This window comes from Roseibium litorale (assembly GCF_014842915.1).
In the GTDB taxonomy this organism is placed as follows: Bacteria; Pseudomonadota; Alphaproteobacteria; order Rhizobiales; family Stappiaceae; genus Roseibium; species Roseibium litorale.
In genome coordinates, this window is sequence record NZ_JACYXI010000005.1 from 202,928 (window position 1) to 222,402 (window position 19,475).

The 19,475-nt window shown below is 60.6% G+C and carries 11 protein-coding genes, 1 tRNA gene and 1 pseudogene; 11 read left to right on the forward strand and 2 right to left on the reverse strand.

Annotated features, from left to right (window positions below; translation table 11 throughout):
- Positions 1-1,005: 1,005 nt before the first annotated feature.
- Positions 1,006-1,272 (reverse strand): 30S ribosomal protein S20, encoded by a 267-nt coding sequence (gene rpsT, locus IG616_RS10105; RefSeq protein ID WP_192148035.1) that lies wholly within the window; start codon positions 1,270-1,272, stop codon positions 1,006-1,008.
- Between the two features lie 871 nt (positions 1,273-2,143).
- Between rpsT and IG616_RS10110 the strand changes: the two genes are divergently transcribed.
- A tRNA-Arg gene (locus tag IG616_RS10110) sits at positions 2,144-2,220 on the forward strand.
- Positions 2,221-2,276: 56 nt separating this feature from the next.
- Here IG616_RS10110 and IG616_RS10115 read toward each other — a convergent pair.
- Positions 2,277-3,455, reverse strand: a pseudogene (locus IG616_RS10115) (integrase core domain-containing protein).
- A gap of 1,041 nt (positions 3,456-4,496) precedes the next feature.
- Here IG616_RS10115 and IG616_RS10120 point away from each other — a divergent pair.
- From IG616_RS10120 to IG616_RS10165, 10 genes are all read left to right on the forward strand, one after another.
- Positions 4,497-5,213, forward strand: coding sequence for an AfsR/SARP family transcriptional regulator (locus tag IG616_RS10120; RefSeq protein WP_192148036.1), 717 nt, complete (start codon positions 4,497-4,499; stop codon positions 5,211-5,213).
- 102 nt (positions 5,214-5,315) lie between these two features.
- Complete coding sequence (locus tag IG616_RS10125; protein WP_192148037.1) at positions 5,316-6,206, forward strand: hypothetical protein; 891 nt, start codon at positions 5,316-5,318, stop codon at positions 6,204-6,206.
- 48 nt (positions 6,207-6,254) lie between these two features.
- Positions 6,255-6,470, forward strand: coding sequence for a hypothetical protein (locus IG616_RS10130; protein WP_192148038.1), 216 nt, complete (start codon positions 6,255-6,257; stop codon positions 6,468-6,470).
- Positions 6,471-6,604: 134 nt separating this feature from the next.
- Positions 6,605-7,648: a DUF1702 family protein gene (locus tag IG616_RS10135; protein ID WP_192148039.1), complete on the forward strand. Its 1,044-nt coding sequence runs from the start codon at positions 6,605-6,607 to the stop codon at positions 7,646-7,648.
- Positions 7,645-9,552 (forward strand): CRTAC1 family protein, encoded by a 1,908-nt coding sequence (locus IG616_RS10140; protein WP_192148040.1) that lies wholly within the window; start codon positions 7,645-7,647, stop codon positions 9,550-9,552. The genes IG616_RS10135 and IG616_RS10140 overlap by 4 nt, the downstream gene beginning before the upstream one ends.
- Positions 9,549-10,517 (forward strand): RnfABCDGE type electron transport complex subunit D, encoded by a 969-nt coding sequence (locus IG616_RS10145; RefSeq protein WP_209007418.1) that lies wholly within the window; start codon positions 9,549-9,551, stop codon positions 10,515-10,517. The genes IG616_RS10140 and IG616_RS10145 overlap by 4 nt, the downstream gene beginning before the upstream one ends.
- Positions 10,514-12,265, forward strand: coding sequence for a S8 family serine peptidase (locus tag IG616_RS10150; protein WP_192148041.1), 1,752 nt, complete (start codon positions 10,514-10,516; stop codon positions 12,263-12,265). The genes IG616_RS10145 and IG616_RS10150 overlap by 4 nt, the downstream gene beginning before the upstream one ends.
- A 12-nt stretch (positions 12,266-12,277) precedes the next feature.
- The gene (locus IG616_RS10155; RefSeq protein ID WP_192148042.1) at positions 12,278-13,192 is read left to right on the forward strand and encodes a hypothetical protein; all 915 of its coding nucleotides are present in this window, start codon (positions 12,278-12,280) and stop codon (positions 13,190-13,192) included.
- A gap of 92 nt (positions 13,193-13,284) precedes the next feature.
- A complete protein-coding gene (locus IG616_RS10160) occupies positions 13,285-18,984 on the forward strand; it encodes a type I polyketide synthase (protein WP_192148043.1) in 5,700 nt (1,899 codons plus the stop codon).
- Complete coding sequence (locus tag IG616_RS10165) at positions 18,981-19,475, forward strand: acyl-CoA thioesterase (protein WP_192148044.1); 495 nt, start codon at positions 18,981-18,983, stop codon at positions 19,473-19,475. Before IG616_RS10160 ends, IG616_RS10165 begins: the two co-directional genes overlap by 4 nt.

Consider the following 19,475-nt stretch of genomic DNA (forward strand, 5'->3'; position numbering starts at 1 on the left):
GCTCCGGGCTGCGTTCCCCGATGGCCCCCAGCATCCAGAGGTCCTTCGAAACCGCCTTCAATGTTAAAGCAATTGGCGTAACCGGCCTGCGTCATGGCGATTGCCGCAGCTTGGCCCCGTACGCCGGAGCGGCACAAAAAATCGATTAGAGCCGTCTGGTCAAGCCTTTTCTCGGACATTTTTTTGACCATCTGGCCAACAAAACCGTTGACATGCAGCACAGACAGCAAACCCGCCACTCCGGCAAATTTACATCCACCGTGGGTGCTCACGCCAGCCAGAACAGCCCGATGTGCTTGCGGCAAATTTCCACCGGCGGCCTGCGGATCCGCATCGCCGTCACAACATCCTGAATTTTGCACAAGTGCCCCCTTCGCAACAGCAAAAGCTGTTACCAACTTTATTCTTTTTTTCTGAGAACTTCAGCCGGAACTAGATATGACCAACAATAGCAATGAGTACATTTTCGTATTCATTACCAGTCCATCTTTGAAAAACTTCTGATCTATTTATTGTCATTGTGATCATAATTTACCCAGATGGTTTTTTTCTTTTTTTCCCTCACCAGACCTTTCGGCCAGCCGGTGAAATAAACATATACAGCCCCCTCAGGGTGGGCAACAGCCCCCACTCAACAAATGTCTGGCGGCAGAAAAAGCGCCGTCGCGTAACCCTGCGCCTCCCTCTATCCAAGGGGGCGGCAAATGCCTTTTACCTCAGGGATTTTCCCCGCACGAACCACCGGAAAACGCCATAAGCTGGGAGCCGGAAAAAAATGAATCAAGTTCGACCTTGACTCGGCCAGAATCTCCAACGCGGCCAACCGCACCAGGCAACCTATCGCCAACCCATTGTTTTCTTTAAACTAACTGTGACAAGGTACAAGGTACGGAAAAGCCACTATTTTGCTGACTGAATTAACGGAGCAGCACGCCTTTCAATTGCCAGGCTAAAAAAAAACCCGGCCTGCGGCCGGGTTTTCATCACAACTCACGCACACGTTAATTATGCGCTAATTGCCTTCACGCGCGCGTTCAGACGGGATACCTTGCGGGCGGCCGTGTTGGCGTGAAGAACGCCCTTGGTCGCAGCACGCATGATCTCCGGCTGAGCTGCCTGCAAAGCGGCATTCGCTGCGGCCTGGTCACCGGAAGCGATCGCTTCCTCTACCTTGCGCAAAAACGTCCGCACGCGGCTCCGGCGAGCTTTGTTCGTGGCCGTCCGGCGGGCAATCTTGCGGGCCGCCTTCTTGGCCGAGGGTGTATTGGCCATGGGCTCAATCCTGATCCGTAGGTGGAACTAATGTCCAGGTTATACCGGGGACACCCTCTGCCTAAGCGGAAGCGCACCCGATCGAAAACGACGGCGGCGAGTAGCCCCGCCACCGGTTGGGCGCACTGTATAAAGCGGACCCCTGGCAACGTCAATGGCCTAGATGAGATTCCCATTCTTTCGTCACCCCCCGTTAGACGATGCCATTGGCAGCAATCAGCCGAGGCACCGGGAACACTTCAGAGCTGAGCAGAAGTTTGCGCGTTGTTTCGTCCTTCGAGGGTAAATCTCCGCAAGGAAGGAAGAGTTCTATATTCATAAAGTTGAAATTTGATAGATCAGAGCGATATATTTCAGCCTCATTGTATTTTTTCAGAAAGCCGAGGATGACACCGTTGGCAATTCAATGTATAAATGAAGTGTGGTCGATGGGGCCACGTGCACTAAAACTTTTACCGCGCGGTCCTTAGGGACCCGCGTTTTTTTGTTTAAAGCACTTTCAGCAAAGCCCTCCAGCCGAGGCATGTGGCCCAGCGGCGCCCAATCGCTTCCAGAGCGGCATCCGCTCCGAAGTGAAAGCCCGTAACGGCTCGCCAGACCGGAGCCCGGCGTCTTCTGCGCCAGCCCACTCCTGCTTGAAAACAAACCCGGTTCCCAGCGCCGCAGTGGCATGCGGACCCGATCCCCGGACACGCTTCCTCTTCCTTCCAGCACATTTCCTCCTGTCATGCCCTATGTCATCCAGGCCGTGTGCCTTGCACCCCGGACAATCCGGTTGAACTTGTCCAAAAGCGCAAGAAAGGAATTGAAGCCGCCATTCCAATCGGCTATCAGGGGCTTCTATCCGACCGGTACCACCGGATCGTGGCACGCACCCGTAGCTCAGCTGGATAGAGTACTGCCCTCCGAAGGCAGGGGTCACAGGTTCGAATCCTGTCGGGTGCGCCATTTTATCTCTTGTCCGATCCGGAGAGATAGGTAACGGTTTGTGCCGGAGACATGGGTTACAACCTCGTGCCGGACGGGTTGTCGATTGTCTGTAGTGTTTTCTGCTCCTGGTCGATGTATCCCAGATCATAGCTCATGAAGCTAATCAGCCAAATTTCATCCTCCACTTCCTTGATGCCAAGCTTCTGACCTGCTAGCACGGTGGAGACGTTGATCTTCTTGCGATGCATGCAGATCCGCCCGCAGGCGGTGACCAGGGCGTCCCGGTCGTGGAAGGGATAATCCAGGTCCGGCAGGCCCTGATAAGGCCTTTGTGAGGACTTTTAGACCTCCGCGGGTGTCTTCATTGAGAGCGCTTCATGAGGGCGCTCCTCATTGAATTCCTTAACAAATGCGTCGAACTTGGCCTGCTGCTGAAGACTGTTGATGCCCGGCGGCAGCGTGGCTTCCTTCTTTAAGGTAAGATGCATGCGCTAATGGCGGCCGTTCTGCTGGGGGTGGCCTGGCTTGATACGCTCGATACCGATACCAAGACGCAACCACCAAACCGACAGCTTGGACAAGTTGTAGAGCCCGTTCGGCGAGGCAAAGGGCAAGCCGTTGTCCGTACGGATCGCAGCGGGCAATCCGCGCTCTTTGAACAGGGCGAGGAAGGCCTCGATGACCGGCTTTTCCTTCCTCGAGTCAAAGGCCTCGCAGCTCAGCAGAAAGCGGGACGCGTGGTCGCTGACCGTCAAGGGGTAGCAGGAGTGCCGGTTGCCCAGCTTGAACTCGCCCTTGAAGTCGGCGGCCCACAGGTCGTTTGGGGCAAGTCCGGCCGAAAGGCGCGTTCCTTCGGCCTTGCTGGCGCGCCGCCTCTTGCGGGCTCTGCTGACAAGCCCGTGCCGGTCCAGAACAGCATGCACCGTGCTTTGCGCCGGAATACGCATATCGCCGGCCAGCTTGCGCACGGGCACCTCCCGGATCTTGCGCATACCCCAATCGGGCTTCTCTTTCCGGGTCGCGCCGATCAGACACTCGACCTGCTCCGGCAGCTGGTTGGCGTAACGCACAGGACGGCGGGACCGGTCGCAAAGCGCCTCCATCCCATCGCGCTAATAGCGGTTTCAGATCTTGTAACCGGTTTTGCGCGAGATTCAGAACTCCCGGCAAACCCCACTCATGCCTTCGCCATCTAACAAGCGGGCGACAAAACGAAGACATTCCTCCAGAATAGACACCTCTTGCCACAGCATCGACACCTCCCGAAAACGGACAGTGTTACCCATCTGGCCGGTAGAAACTGTCACCTATATCTAAGGTCGGGCACCAAGAGACGGGCGATCTGATCCCGCCGGGCTCTGCCAGACCTCAATGACTGGTCGCTGGCGCGAAGAACCTGGGTAATTGGCGTTGGCCCCACGCGCCTTCAAAAGCTCGAACGACCGCCTTCGCCTTCTTGATTTCCGAGGCTTTTTTTCAATTGGCGCCTCCTTCATGCAAATTTTATGAGAGAGACCCGTCGGTTATTTGTGACCGGCGGGTCTCGCGCACCTAACAGAATCCAGTAAAGTTTCGAACGATTCAGAGTGCTTCTAAAAGTTTTAAAATGATTCATTCAAACCTGTGCACCAAGAATGCTCCCACTTGATTTGCTGCAGTTTTGCATCGGGTTACTCTACAGCCGCAGACTATGTGGCGTATGCGAAAAACCGTGCCCGGCTGATTTCTACGTCAACATTGTATGGCGGTTAGGCACCAATTATGATTGACTTCCGCGCGATGTTCCCGGCTGCTATAACAGTGACGCACCCCTGAGGTGAACAATACTCACTTTAAAAAATTAACTATCAGGAATTAATCCCAGAATAAACAGGGATGAATTATAATTCCGCAAAATAAAATACGCTTATTCCAATATAAATATTCTATCGATAGTTATCACCTATAAGGAATAATCTTAGCAAGAATGATGAAACCCTTCGCCACATTCAATTGCATAAAAATATAATACACGTTACAATATGCAAAACAAATCGTAATTTTCACATATGAAATTTTAGCATGTGCTGACGTGCGAAAAATTTTCTTTCCGGCGCTGCGGGCAGCAGCCGTGAGCTTGGATCATCTAGCTCGTCGGAAGGGGGAACCTGAAGTATTTTTAGCAGAGCGACAATTGGAAGGCATTTTGCTTCTCCGGGAGGGTAGTGATGCTTCAAGTAAACCTCATGGGTTGCTTCAGTATAGCCGTGAACGGTCAAAGGGTGCACGCCGAACTTGGGCAGTCGGGGCAGCGAATGGCTGCTATGCTCTTTTCTCAGCCTGGCCGGATGCTACGTCGCGAGTGGATCGCCGAAAGCTTCTGGCCCCAACTTGAAGAGAGCAAGTCGAGGGCCGCCTTGAACTCCGCCTTGTGGCGCTTGCGGCGGATATTATGCCTGGAGCCCGAAAGCGCAGGCGCGAAAAATCTAATTTCGGTGGGAGACCATATCGTTCTCGAAGAGAAGCCTTGGCTCGAAGTCGATGCACTGACGATCAGCAGGACGGCCAAGGTTGAGGCACACTGCGCGGAACCGGACCTGGAGTATGTCCTGCGCGCGATTGACCTTTATCAGGGGCCGTTTCTTGACGGCGAGGACAGTGACTTCTTCATCGAGGAGAGGGAGCGCCTGCATTCATGCTTCGTTGAACTGGCACAAAGCGCACTGAAGCATCATTTGCGTAATCGCGTCTGGAAACAGGCCATTACCACCTGCCGGAATGTCCTCGCCCATGATCCCTATCGCGAAATGTTTGTGCGGGCACTCGTGGCCATTCTCTGCCTTGACGACCGTCGGGCCGAAGCCATCCGTTATTGCGAGAGGTGGAGAAACACGCTTCTGGCCGATATTGGCGTGGAACCGATGCCGAGAACGCTAAAGGTGCTCGAAAAAATCCGCAGGTGCTCCAGCGAAGAAGACCTCGCTGACTTGGAAACCACGATAGCATCAGGTCTGGCCCAAAGCGAATTTTAGTCACCCGAGATTTTGCCGTGAGTTTGGCACAAGGCCACGAACAGATGCCTGTCTCATCTTGGCTGCAGCTGTCCTTTTCGGCATCCGACCTCGAGGTGTAAAATGGCTTTCGATCATGCTTCTGCACCCACCACGCCCCATCCGTTCACACGCACTCTGATCGGACTTGGAGCTCTCGCGACGGGCATTCTGCTGGCCTATATTTGGTCCTACGAGCTTGTCGACAAAGTTGTGGCAGACCATGTAGCCCGGCTCGTCCTGCATGAAGGCCTGGCGACCTACCAGATCTCCTCCATCGGCACGGGCCTGCTTTTCGCCTTCGTGAGTGGCGTCGCCGGCACGCTTACAGCCTGCAATGTATGCGTCCTCGCGACCGCCGTGCCCTTGACACCCCAAACAGGCGGACCAGCTCCGGCCGTGCGGTCGCTGCTGCCGTTTATCGGCTCACTGCTGATCGTTGCCTGCGGCTACGGCATTGTCGGCGTACTTCTGGGCGCGAACTTCCCCCAGTTGTCGTCTCAAACCCTTGGCAACATGCCTATGCGGCTGATGCAGGCGGGTTTTGTTTTCGTCTGCCTTGGCCTCTTGCTTGTCGGATGGGGCGTTGCTGTGCTGCGAAATAGTGGTGAACAGGCGGGCGCATGGCATCTGACATCATCCAACAAGGTACAGATAGCGCTGGGCGTAGTCGTGGCCGCATTCCAGATCGGCAGGCCGTTCCCACCATTTCGCAAGATGTTCGAGGACGCGATTGCCCGAGGAGATGCTCTCTATGGCGCTGCAGCATTCGGGCTTCAGGCCCTTGGCAACGTCGCCCTTGTCCTCTTGCTGGTGCTGCTGCTCTCCAGCTGGCGTAACGGCGCGATCCTCACCCGGATCGGCGAACATCCCGGCACGCGGGCAACACTGATCTCGATTGGCTTCCTGATCGGAGGGGCGTTCATGGTCTCTTACTGGGGAGTGCGCGTGCCTGCGATCTTTCTCGTCCGATAGGGCCGCGGGCAATGAGGTCCTGGCACTAGCGATGAGGAATAGACAGACATGCCCCCCAGGACGAGCGCTGCCGAGGCGGATGAAGTGTTCATACTCCGCTTCTGGCGAGAAACAGGACGGGAAGCCGACAATGAGATTGTCTGGAGAGCCGAGGTCACGCAGTTGAAGGAAACGCGCCAGGAGGATTTCCGTGTTGCCGTGCAGGGCGTGGAGGAAGCCTTGAGGCTAGTTGCTGCCCTGCTGGAGGAGGAACGAAATGACTGAGGAACCGGCCCGTTCTGCGCAAGCAAATTTCCAAATCGTATGGAGTGACGGGTCGAACCAATCGCGGGGAGGCGATCGTGCCATGCAAATTTCGGAGTTTCGGACACGGCTTCCGGCCGTCCTGAGGAGGTGACATGAGCCACCATCTTGAGCAGAATGCGAGTTCTGAACTGATCTCTCCTGTCGCTTCGCGAGCCGGTGGGTTCAGCTTGACGGCGCGCCTTGCGAGGCTTTCGCCGCGTGAAGCCCTTCTCTCGGTTCGCGGCTTCACCGCCGCAACCCCCAGCGCCAAGAAATGCCTTGAAGAGGCGGGAAAGTGCTTCGTCGCGGGCTACAACAGCGCCCTGACCGGACATCTTTCAACGGTTCTGCAGGCCAGCTCCGGAATCGTCGAGCCTGAACGGTCGGGCTTTTTCATTGAAGGCGCAGCCATGGGCTGCGGGGTCCGTGATGCCATGCCCTGGCACATTTTTGCTGCACCGGGTTTGCCCCGCCTTCTCGCCGCCACTAGCCAACGCAACCCCTATCTGCCCACGGTCGGTGCCGGTTGGGCCATGGCGCGGTTGCCCTGGAGGCGGAAGGCGATCCTGCGCTGCCTTGATCGTCTGCTGGCCCCACTCGTCTTTGACGGATGGGGATTTCACGACTGCTATTTCAACGCAAAAATGCTGCGGCGCGGACCCGGCAGCCACATTGCCGGGTTGGCAGGCGGCATCGCCCGAAACGCGTGGGACCAGGGTGCTGGCCGCGCGACCTGGTTCATCTGTGGCGGTGATATCCATGAGGCATGCGCCCGGATCGCCCGAACCGATCCCAGTCGGCACGGAGACCTCTTTGCCGGTCTGGGGCTGGCAGTTACCTATGCCGGCGGCATAGACACAGACACCTGCGGGCGGCTGCGACTGGCGACGGGAGCGCTGGGCCGGCACCTGGCACAAGGCAGTGCCTTTGGGCTGGTTGCGCATCACGATGCGTCAACCGACACGGCCGCAATCCGCGAGCGCGCTGCGGCCCTGACCGGCGTCCCCCCCGAGACGGTCGTCGCCATTGTGCGCTCGGCGATGCCAATCGGCCTTGGACAGCCGATGCAAGACCTGGGCGATAGCTCGCGCCTCTACGAGCAATGGCGCAGTCGCACAGCCACGGACCTCGATACCGCCATGGAGAGCCGCCGATGACCTCCCCCCTTTCCAGCCATGCCGGGAAGTTGGTCGCCGGCTTCATCGCCTCCGGTCTGCTGCTCCTTGCCTTGCCGCCGCAGAGCAAGGTAAAGGGCGCACTGGAAGACCCTGCCCGCTTCGCCTTTGTCCGGGTGCCGCTCGAACCGGCGGACAAATCGGGCTTCAGGCCGATCCGGCCCGTGCATCCTGACTACCAGCACATCGCAGCCTGGATCTCATCGGTTGGCGCATCCGTCGCAATCGGAGACCTCGATGGGGACAGGGTTTCAAACGAAGCCTGCCTGGTCGATCCTCGCAATGACAGCGTGTCGATCCTTCCGCTCGGCCGCCGGGAGACTGAGAGCTTCGAACCCTTCACCCTGCTCACGCCGAAGGATGGATATGATGTGGCCACCACGGCGCCGATGGGCTGCCTCTTCGCGGACGCCAATGCCGACGGGCACGAGGACGTGCTGGTTTACTACTGGGGACGGTCGCCGGGAATATTCGAAAACAGCGGATCAATGTCCCGCGAGGGCTTCACCTTTCATGAAATCACCGACCGCGGCGAGGTCTGGTTCACCAATGCCGCGGTGTTCAGCGACATAGACGGCGACGGTTTCGGCGACTTCCTGTTCGGCAACTATTTCCCGGATGAGTCCGGCGTGCTCGACACAATCGGGCGCCGACCGGTCGAAATGCAGCATTCGATGTCGCGCGCCTATAATGGCGGCACAAATCGCCTATTTCTCAATACCGGCGCCAACTCCGGCACGTTTGCCTTCGACGATCATTCGGGCTCGCTCGACGCCACGATGGCAACCGGCTGGACCCTGGCCCTCGGTGCCGCGGATCTGAACCATGACGGCTACCCCGAAATCTATGTTGCCAATGACTTCGGACCCGACAGGCTTTTACTGAACCGGTCCACGCCGGGCGATCCCGCCTTTTCAATCGCCGAAGGCAGGCGCGGCTTGACGGATATACGCTCCGGCGTGCTCGGAAGAGACTCCTTCAAGGGAATGGGAGTTGATTTTGCCGATGTCGACGGGGATGGCGGTCTCGACATCTTTGTCAGCAATATCGCCGAGGATTATGCGCTGCTGGAAAGCCATCTGCTTTTCCTGCACCAGCAGAATATCGGCTGGGAGAACGGTCGAGCCCCCTATCGAAACGCCTCCGGCGCACTTGGGCTGGCCCGGTCCAGCTGGGGATGGGACGCCAAATTTGCAGATCTGGACAATGACGGGACCTATGAAGCCCTTCAGGCGACCGGCTTCGTCAAGGGGTGGTCCGATCGATGGCCGGAACTGCAGGAACTGGCGATGGGCAATGACGAACTGCTGCGTCATCCCGGGGTCTGGCCACTTTTCGAGGAAGGCGACGGCCTGTCCGGCGACCGTGCCGACGCTTTTTTCGTGCGCGGCGAAGACGGGCGGTTTCATGACATGGCGTCGCAATTCGGTTTAGCAGAGGCAAGCGTCACGCGTGGCATCGCGCTTGCCGATATCGACGGCGACGGCGATCTCGATTTCGCGCTCGCGCGTCAGTGGGAGCCCTCAGTCCTGTTCGTCAATGCCGCCGGACAGGAACGTCCTTCTCTCATCCTGGATCTGCGATTGACGAATCCCGACGGTTCGACGCGTCCGGCAATCGGTTCCATCGCAACGGCCACCTTCGAGAACGGAGGCACTCTGTCCGCCATATGCGACAGCAGCAACGGCCATTCCGGGCACCGGTCGCCCGAGGTGCATTTCGGCCTCGGCAACAGCTCGGCGGAGGTGCCCGTCACGGTTCGCTGGCGCACTGCAAGCGGTTACCACAAGCGCGACTTCCATTTCATGCCGGGTCGCCATCGGGTGCTTCTGGATGATGGTCCAAGCCTCGATCTGGCCAGTCTGGGGACAGGGAGCAACCAATGACCATTGCAATCGAAAGCGCCCGACGCGAGACAGCGGCAAGCGGCCGGATGAGTCTCGGCGAACGCTGGTATATCGACACGAGGCTTAAAGGCCTGGCGCGGTTCGCCTTCGCCATCACGGTCCTCAATGTGCTCGGTCATTTGTGGCTCGGCTTCGAGCAATCCTGGATCACGCCCTTCGTCGCCCTTTCCGCCGCCTACGGTACTGAACTTGCGGCGGAGACCGCGCAGGCTTTCGCCGAACGGCGCCAGCCGCGCTACCTCGGCACGCCAGGAAAATTCGTTTCGTTTCTGCTGTCGGCGCATATCAGCGGATTGGCGGTCGGCATGCTGCTTTTCGCCGCCGAGCAGCTTTGGGTGGTCGCGTTCGGCGCTTCGCTCGCGGTCGCCTCGAAATGGCTCTTCCGCGTCACCGTTCCGACCGAGAACGGTCCGGCCTCTCGCCATTTTCTCAATCCCTCCAATTTCGGGATCACGGTCGTTCTGCTGCTTTTCCCCTCCGTCGGGATCGCGCCCCCCTACATGTTCGCCGAAAACACGTCCGGCGTGCTCGACTGGCTGCTGCCTCTGCTGGTGATCTCGACCGGCAGTCTTCTCAACACGAAGCTGACCGGAAGGATGCCGCTGATCGGCGCCTGGCTCGCCAGTTTCGCCACGCAGGCGATAATCCGTGGTGTCATCAACGGCACGCCAATAGTCGCCGGCCTTCTGCCGATGACCGGCTTCGCCTTCATCCTCTTTACCTTCTACATGATCACCGATCCGGCAACTTCACCCGGCCGCCCCCGAGACCAAGTGATCTTCGCTGCCTCGGTTGCCGCCGTTTACGGGCTGCTCATGGAACTGCATGTGGTGTTCGGGCTGTTCTTCGCTCTGACCGCCGTGACGGCGATGCGGGGTCTCCTCTTGAAGCTGCCCCTGAAACGAGAAGCCGTAGTCCTCGCCAGCTCCGGTGGCGGCAAATGACGGAAACTGTGCGGCTGGGAGGCGTCGACATCCCCATTCGAAGACGGGACGACCGGGTACTGTGTGTACAGGATCCGGCGGCGCGCGCCGCGAACTGGCCGGCGGAACTGATTGCACCGGAAAAGATCGGCCGCTCCCAGCGTCTCTCATTCGTCCCGGTAGAGCGCTCGCTCGACAAGACATCCCGACTGCTGGCGGAAACTGGCGCTCCCGGGCACTTCGTCGTCGCCTATGAGTTTGACGAACCCGGTTATCGCGTGCCGTTCCTGGCGAACGGCAAGATCAATATGCGGTTCCGACCTGACGTTTCGCCGGAACGGATCGATGAAATCCTGGAAGAAACCGGGCTGCAGATCGCTCGCCGGCACCCCGGAGATATTCTTGTCTGCCAAGCCCACGGCAAAGGCGTGCAGGACCCGGTCTCTATCGCCACTAGCCTGCTGGACAAGCCGGAACTCGAGTTCGTCGAACCGGATTTCGTGCCGCAGGATGAGCCGTCCGATAGGAGAAGCTTCAGCGGTCCTGCCTATGATTGCCAATGGCATCTGCACGGCAGGCATCCCTCGCTCGGCATTGACAGCGCGGTGAACATCGACGCAGAGGCGGCCTGGAGGCTGAATGGCTACGGCTCGGAAGACATCATCATCGCTGTAATGGATGACGGCTTCGACCTCACCAATCCGGATCTGCAGAACGGCGTCGCGGACCCCTCCGACTTCCTGCCGGGATTTTATCAAGCCGAACCGGGGGCGGAAATTGCTCCCGCCGATCTGGAGCCCTGGGCCGAACGGGATTTGGTGAACTATCACGGAACCCCCTGCGCCGGCATTGCCATCGGCCGGGGCAGCGAAGTCGCAGGCGTGGCGCCGGGATGTCGTTGGATGCCGGTGCGCTTTGCGATAGGCGACACCGACCAGGAAACGATCCTCGCCATTCTGAGTTATATTTCCGCCCGCGCGGACGTGCTGTCCTGCTCCTGGGCGAGCAAGCCCTCCTCCTTCGCGCGCCTGTCGTCGACAGCGGATCTCGTCATGGGCGAAATCGCCGCCTCTGGCGGGCGGCGAGGAAAGGGTCTGGTCATTGTTTTTGCCGCCGGGAACGACGACCTGCCGACCCGGCTGTCTGCAGCCGACAACCCCGACGGCTTCCACTACTACCAGCGTGGAAAGCCGACAGGGCCATTCTTCCGGCAAAAGGATATCTACGCGAACTGGGTCAATCAGGCTGACGTGATCAGTGTCGGCGCAGTCAGTCATCGTGGCCGCAAATCGCTCTACTCCAACTGGGGCTCGGATATCCATGTGGTCGCACCCTCGGACAATTTCCATCCCCGTCATCTTTCAACCCGCAGCGACTACGGCTCGATCAACATCGCGACCACGGACAATGAAAATCACGGTCTAGGCCTGAAGGATGTCGGTTTTTCCAACGAGGAACACGGATTCATCACCTATGGCATGGGCGGAACCTCCGCAGCCGCGCCCATGGTGGCGGGGGTCTGTGCCCTCGTGCTTTCGGCCGATCCCGCGCTCTCGGCCGGCGAGGTGAAAGACATCATCGCGCGATCAGCAAGCCGCTCCGCACTCGACCTTCAGACGGATGAAGACCTGTTGAACAACCGCCATGTCGGGGGCGCGTTCGATCCCGATACCGGGCGAAGCCCATGGTTCGGCTTCGGCCTCATCAACGCAGCAGACGCAGTGCGGCTTGCACTGGAAGCAAGGATCGATACCCGCATAACCGCGTAAAAGGAGACTGGAATGCCCGGAGGAATATGCGCTTCATCCAATATCCTAGCTCTCGACCAGGCCGCGGTGCGCTGCGCCGAACTGGTACTCGATATCAGAGGCAACAAGTTCACGGTGAATCTCGGCGGGTGCGCCAAGGCGCGCTTCATGGAAATCGAGGACCTCGACCAGGCCACCCTGCTCGACCCGGGGACAGAACTGACTGTGGAATGGGAAACGGCCGTCTTTTACGGCACCGACCCGATCCTCGGGCCGGTCCATGCCTATCTGCGCCCGCCTTCGGCAATTCCGCGGCGCCCCAAGTCCAGCGTTTTCAGCCTCGCAGCCCGCGAGCCATCGGAGGCGCCCGCCGCGGCCCCGGGCGGTTTCTTCCCGGCCGTGAACAGGAACTACTTCGACTTCCGCGTCCGCATGCCACGGGTCGGTGTGGTCCTCGACAGTCGCGAACCTGTGGTGAACTCTGCCCGCATCACGACCATTCCGCCGATGAGCGTCGAATACAAGCTGGATGCGCCGGTCGAGTTCGAAATCAACCGCTCCCGTTCGAGCCCCATCGGCGGTGCGGTTACGAGTGCGCTGACCGGCAAGATTGTCCTGGAATCCTGCCGCGTGAAGCTCATGGAACTGGAGGGGCTGAAGTGCGACATCCGTCTCGTGAGTTCGGACTGGGATACATCCGTTTTCGAAGTCGAAGTGCTCAACCAATCGACAGAGGACAATGTGACTGTCACGTGGATGATGTGGCCTCGCCCCGAAGAAGAAGCCCCGGATTCCGAAGGTGTCCTTCAGCTTGGCCGGGATCCGGTAAAGCTCCGCCTGAGCATCCCGCGAGATCTCTTCTACCGCGAGCGCTGGCTGGCGATATCGCTCACAAAACCGTTTGAAACGGAGGCCGCCTTCGCAGGGCGATTCCCGGCGCTGGGCTGACTGGAGTTCCTGCAGTGGCTTCTTAACCGCAGGGGTTTTCTTTGGGATTTCGGCTCGGCCGCACGAGAGGCAAAAGGTTGGAGACAACGGCTATGACAAGTGTTGGCCACATCGCCATCTGCTCGCTTTCCTGCCGGTTTCCGGATGCCGGTTCGCCGGAGGAGCTGTGGGGCAACCTGATGGATGGCCGCCGGTCGTTTCGGGCAATTCCACCGCAGAGACTGCCGATGGACGCCTACGCCCGCAGCAGGATCGGAACCGCCGATTCCATTACCCCCGTGCTCGCCGGCCTGCTGAACGACTGGCACTTCGATCGCGAGGCTTTTCTGATCCCGAAGGCAGCATTCGAAAACACCGACCTTACGCATTGGCTGGCCCTGCAGCTCGCCTCCGAGGCACTCGCCGCCGCAGGCGGCATCGACAGGCTCGACCGGGCGAGAACCGCCGTCGTTGTCGCCAACACGCTGACCGGGGAATTCAGCCGAGCGGCAATATTGCGTCTGCGGCAACCGTTTCTCGACGAACTCCTGGAAGAGACATTGGCCGCAACGGGAGCAGGAACCGAGGCGGCGGACCGTATCCGCGAGGAATTCGCCAACCGGCTGAAATCCGCGTTTCCCGAGCCGAATGAGGATTCGCTCGCGGGCGGGCTTGCCAACACGATCGCCGGACGGATCGCGAACCACTTCGACCTGAAGGGTGGCGCCTACACCGTGGACGGAGCCTGTTCGTCTTCGCTGCTGGCCGTGGCCAATGCCGCGACCTTGCTGCGGGACGGTATCGTGGACACAGTGATAACGGGCGCGGTGGACCTGTCGCTCGACCCGTTTGAGCTTGTCGGTTTTTCACGCAACGGCGCGCTGTCGCCCACCCGAATGCGGGTCTTCGATGCCCGCTCGGATGGCTTCTGGCCCGGTGAAGGAGGAGCGTTCAGCGTCTTCATGCGCGCCGAAGATGCCCGTCGGCGCGGTTTCCCGATCCGGGCCGTCCTGCGTGGATGGGGAATGTCGACCGATGGTTCGGGCGGCCTCACCCGCCCTGACAGCCAGGGCCAACTGCTCGCCTATCGACGGGCACACGAAATGGCCGACAGCAATCCTGCAGACCTCGCCTATGTGGAAGCACACGGAACCGGCACGGCGATCGGCGACCCGACCGAGGTCACGGCGCTCGCCGCCCTGCGCGAAGGCGCATCCAAACCACTACCCATCGGTTCGGTGAAGGCCAATATCGGCCACACCAAGGCTGCGGCGGGCTTTGCTGGACTCGTCAAGACGGTGATGTCCTTGCAAAAGGGTGGCGTCCCGCCCCACGCAGGCTGTGAGGAACCGCATGCGATCTTCCGCGAGACCGATAGCCGGCTGTTTCCTGTCCAACAGGCCAAAGCTTTCGGGAACAGCAAGGCGCCGCTGGTGGGGGTGTCGAGCTTCGGCTTCGGTGGCATCAATCTGCACGTGGTCCTTGAGGGGGGCGAGAGGCAAACGGCGCGGGTGACGGCTTTCACGGGATCGTCCCTGCGCGGAGAACAGGGAGCCGAGTTGTTCCTGTTTCGTGCGGGCGACCGCTCCGGATTACGTGAATGTCTGGAGGTCTTGCGCACCACCGCAGCGAACCTGTCTCTGGCCGAACTGGCGGACGCGGCAGCGAACGCATTCGACACCTTGGGACTGGGCTCTTTCCGTCTCGCGTTCGTTGCCCGTGACGCCAGGGAGCTGTGCACGCGAATCGATGAGGCGCTTACGCTGCTGATGCGTGAGGATGGCGCGAAAGGTATGAGTTCGAAGGACACGGAGCAGAAAATCCATATCGGCTCAGGCGCACGCCGCAAGATCGGTTATCTGTTCTCAGGACAGGCTGCGCCCGCGGTCAAACCATCGCCCGTGTGGCTCGCTCGCTTCCCCTTCCTGCGGCCGTTGGCGGATGCCTTGTCCATTGAGGTCGAGGGCACGGTCACAGATACTGCGGTCGCCCAACCCGCGATTACCTATGCCAACCTCGCCGCGATGCAGGTGATGGCCGCATTCGGCGTCGAGGCGGAGGTAGCGACCGGCCACAGTCTGGGCGAACTCGCGGCACTCGCCTGGGCGGGCAGTCTCGAACCTGTCCACGCACTCGATCTCGCCGCCCGGCGCGGCGCGGTCATGGCCCACCACGGCCGGGCGAACGGTGCAATGCTCCGCCTCGGGTTGTCTGCGGACGCCGCACCCGCACTTGCAGATGGTCTCGACTGCTACCTGGCCTGCGTCAACGGTCGTCAGGAAACCGTGTTCAGCGGCAGCGCGGGGGCGCTTTCCGAATTGTCAAAACGCGCAGTACGGGCTGCTGTCACGTGTCAGCCGCTCCAGGTCTCGCACGCCTTCCACAGTCCCGACATGGCTGCTGCGGTCGATCCCTTCCGGGCTGTTCTCGCAAATATCTGCTTCGCCGCGCCGGCACGGGCGGTGGTCTCTACAGTCACCGGCGCTCAATTGACTGAGGCCGCTTCCATTGGCGGGCTTCTGGGGGATCAGTTGGTGCGGCCGGTGCAATTCGTCCGCGCGCTCGATGAAATGGCCGCAAACACGTCGCTGTTCATCGAACTCGGTCCCGGATCCGGCCTGACCCGGCTTGCCAACGACCATGGATTGACCGCGCTTGCGCTGGACTCTCAGTCCGACGATCTCGTGCCGCTATTGAGTGGGCTCGCCGCAGCATTCGCCGCTGGGCACGACATCGACCGGAAGCAGCTCCTGGCCTTTCGTGGCATCCGGTCCATCGATCTAGGCAGAGGGATCGAGTTCCTGTCCAATCCCTGCGGCCGGCGTGCGGATCGTTCCACGCGAACGCGTTCCGAATTGCGCGTGCGGTCGCAAACTCCGGCACCTGCCGTTCGTTCCAGGGAAGCGGCAACCCTCCGGACCGGCGGTGCACCTGCAGGGGAAACGCTGATCCAGGCGGTCCTCGGGGTCGTGGCCGAGGAGACAGGCCTGCCGGTCGCCGCGATCGATCCCGAAGCCCGGTTCCAGTCGCAGCTGCACCTGAATTCTCTGGCGGTGACCCGCATTGTTGTTTCGGTCTGCAAACGACTCGGCCGCCAGCCCGTGCGCAATCCAACCGACTTCGCCGAAGCGTCGCCGGCAATCCTGGCCGCTGAGCTGGCGGAATTGGCAGAATTCCAACCGGAAAGCAGCGGGTGGACGAGAGTGAACGGCGTTCGCCGTTGGGTCGCAGACTATGGCATAGTCTGGCGCGCCTGCGGCCTGCCCAAGCCCGGGGTACGGCGTGTCCAATGGGCACCTGATCCCTCGATTCCGGAGACCGGGTCGGCCGCCGACCTCGGGCTGTTGATCGACCTGCCATCCGGCTTCGCGGTCGTTGAGGCCTTGAGGCTTATCGAACGGCTGCAACAGGCCGAGCGCCAGGGTATCCGCAGGCTCGCCGTGATCCATGACCACCTGCCGGTATCTTCGCTGTTTCGCTCTTTGTTCCAGGAACGCGCCTTCGAGGCAATCCTGCTGATCGATCGCAACGGCCAGAGTCCGGGCGATCCCCGGATAGACGATCTGCTTCGCCTTGCCCCGGATGGCTTCGCCGACCATCGGCTTGCTAATCAGCACATTATCGATCGCGCCATTTTCGAACCACAGCCACAGAGACCAGCTCGCCCGACCGGCGGAATGCCCGGTCCCAAAGAGATCGTGCTGGCAGTTGGCTGCCATCGTGGCATCGGTGCGGAATGCGCCTTCTCCCTTGCCGCAGATGGGGCGCCACTCGTACTCGTCGGCCGCAGCAATCCAACCGATCGTGCCGTGACCAATACGCTGGCGATCGCCCGCTCGCGCGGCATCGAAGCGCGCTATGAGCAATGCGACGTGACCGACCCGTCATCTGTCGCGGAACTCGCGCAGAGGCTCAATAACGCGGTCCTTGAGCCCAGCGTCTTGTTGTTCGCCCCGGCGGTGAATGAACCGATGCGCCTGGGCGCGCTTACGGCCAAGAGCGTCCGGTCGACCCTCGCGCCAAAGGTGGAGGGGCTGACCGCAGTTCTTGACCGTTTCGGCTCAGGTCTGCACCAGGTGATCGCCTTCGGATCAATCATCGGGCGCATCGGCCTGGAGGGCGAAAGCCATTATGCACTGGCCAATGCCATGCAGAGCCGGATTGTTGAGGATTTCGCCGAGGCGCATCCGGCATGCCGTTGCCTTTCGCTGGAATGGACCGTCTGGGGCGGTGCCGGGATGGGCGAACGGCTTGGAACCATTGAACGGCTGGCCGAAAACGGCGTCGATGCCCTGTCTTTCGAAGCAGCCATGGCCACCTTCTGTCAGCATGTCAGCGCGGGAACGTCGGGCACCATAGTGATCACCGGACGCTTCGGTCCGCCCAAGGGGCTTGAAATCGGGTCAACCGGGAGCCGCCCCTTGCGTTTCGTCGACCGCGTCCTGATCGATTTCCCCGGAACCGAACTAGTCGTCGAGACGGACCTCAACGCTGGTCGGGACCTGTTCCTTGCCGATCACCGCATCGACGGCCGGACCATGCTGCCAGGTGTGATAGGTATCGAGGCTATGGCCCAGGTGGTGGCCACCCTGATCGGGGGCGAAGCGCCCCGCCGAATCACCGATTCCGTGTTCCATCGGGCAGCTATCGTCGGCCGTGACGGCTTGCGAATCCGGATTGCCGCTCTGCGGGCCGCGGATGCCAGCGTCGAGGCTTGCATCTTTACGCAGGACGACGACTTCCAGTCGCCGTGTTTCAGCGCGCGGTTCCATTCGGTCGCCAACCTGAGCGCCTCGCCGAGTATCGCCCGGGTCGGATCCGATGCCGAAATGGACGAGAGCACCTCGGCCACTCTCCTCTACGGTCCGTTGTTCTTTCATGGCCCAAGGTTCCGAAAGTTGCACGGCATTGAACGTGTCTCGTCGCGTGGCGTTGACGCCCGACTGACGGAGAACAGCAGATCGGACTGGTTCGGCGCCTTCGAGCCAGCGGAGCTGCTCCTCGGCGATCCGGGCGTCGCCGATGCGGCGCTGCATGTCCTGCAGGTGACCATCCCGCATAGACGCGTGCTACCGCTTTCGATCGGCGAGTTCGTCCGCTTGGGCTCCCTGGGTGCGGTCCGCCGTTTCGTCGGTGTCGAGAATTGGACCCGAGGCGACATCTACAGTTTCGACGTCGAGGCCTTCGATGACGACGCCCGCCTCGTCGCGGCCTGGCGGGACGCCCAGTTCAAGGCGATTGGAGACATCGACGCCGGTGCGTGTCTTCAGGCGGCCCCTCTTCTGTTCCGGCCCTATCTCGAACGGATCGCGCGCGCAGAACTGGGCGACGACAGTGTGCGTGTCGCGTTCGTGCGCGGGTTTCGGGCCGAAAGGGAGCAACGCCGCGTTCAAGCGCTTCGGGCGCTGGGGCTCAACGGAAAGGTCAAGCAGAGGGTCGACGGCAGCCCGATGCTAGTCACCGGTGAAGGCTTCCTGGGGTTGAGTCATGGCGCGGGCGTCAGCCTTGCTGTCCATGGCTCACATCCAATCGCCTGTGATGTAACGGAGCTCGGCGCGGTCTATCCCGATGTCGCGGGCAGGTCGCTTACGGCCGAAGACTGGGCCCAAGCAGAGGTGCTGCGCAAACTTGGCGAACCGGAGCCTTTCGCGCTTCCGTTGCGGGCTGTCTCAAGAGGCGCGGACCCGCACCGTCCTGTCGTTTTTTCCCGTTCTCTGCCCGCTCTCGATCTGGCCGTCGCCATCGGAACAATCCAAGCGGCGGCTGCGTCGGAGCCGGAGCCGTCCCGCAACTTTTCGGAGATCGCGCTATGACCGTCCTGGGCAGCCCCCCGTACCTAGGTCAGGACTATGGGGCCGAAGGCTCGCCCCCACAGGACCGGCCCGCCTTCGTCTACCGCCATGTCGTATCCTTCGAGGAGACGAATGTCGTCGGCAACGTCTATTACGCCCGCCACGTCGCCTGGCAAGGGCGCTGCCGGGAAATGTTTCTGAAGACGCATGCGCCGGGGGTCCTCGACGAGATCCGGCAGGATCTGAGGCTCGTGACGTTGCGGGTGTCGTGCGATTACTTCGCCGAACTGCAGGCCTTCGACGAGGTCGAGCTGCGCATGCGCCTCGCCTTCGTACGCCAGCACCGGATCGGCCTCGATTTCGATTACTGGGCTGTCACCGGCGGCACAGACCAGCTTGCCGCCCGCGGCTTCCAGGAAATTGGCTGCATGCGCCAGCGCCCCGACGGCCTGAGCGCCGTAGCCGTTCCCGAAGAACTGGCCGAAGCTTTGCGCCCGTTCGAGGCGCACTGA

What these genes read in the sequence shown, in the direction of transcription:
- rpsT (WP_192148035.1), bottom strand. Translation starts at nt 1,272, where the DNA reads ATGGCCAATACACCCTCGGCCAAGAAGGCGGCCCGCAAGATTGCCCGC.
- IG616_RS10120 (WP_192148036.1), top strand. Translation starts at nt 4,497, where the DNA reads ATGGCTGCTATGCTCTTTTCTCAGCCTGGCCGGATGCTACGTCGCGAG.
- IG616_RS10125 (WP_192148037.1), top strand. Translation starts at nt 5,316, where the DNA reads ATGGCTTTCGATCATGCTTCTGCACCCACCACGCCCCATCCGTTCACA.
- IG616_RS10130 (WP_192148038.1), top strand. Translation starts at nt 6,255, where the DNA reads ATGCCCCCCAGGACGAGCGCTGCCGAGGCGGATGAAGTGTTCATACTC.
- IG616_RS10135 (WP_192148039.1), top strand. Translation starts at nt 6,605, where the DNA reads ATGAGCCACCATCTTGAGCAGAATGCGAGTTCTGAACTGATCTCTCCT.
- IG616_RS10140 (WP_192148040.1), top strand. Translation starts at nt 7,645, where the DNA reads ATGACCTCCCCCCTTTCCAGCCATGCCGGGAAGTTGGTCGCCGGCTTC.
- IG616_RS10145 (WP_209007418.1), top strand. Translation starts at nt 9,549, where the DNA reads ATGACCATTGCAATCGAAAGCGCCCGACGCGAGACAGCGGCAAGCGGC.
- IG616_RS10150 (WP_192148041.1), top strand. Translation starts at nt 10,514, where the DNA reads ATGACGGAAACTGTGCGGCTGGGAGGCGTCGACATCCCCATTCGAAGA.
- IG616_RS10155 (WP_192148042.1), top strand. Translation starts at nt 12,278, where the DNA reads ATGCCCGGAGGAATATGCGCTTCATCCAATATCCTAGCTCTCGACCAG.
- IG616_RS10160 (WP_192148043.1), top strand. Translation starts at nt 13,285, where the DNA reads ATGACAAGTGTTGGCCACATCGCCATCTGCTCGCTTTCCTGCCGGTTT.
- IG616_RS10165 (WP_192148044.1), top strand. Translation starts at nt 18,981, where the DNA reads ATGACCGTCCTGGGCAGCCCCCCGTACCTAGGTCAGGACTATGGGGCC.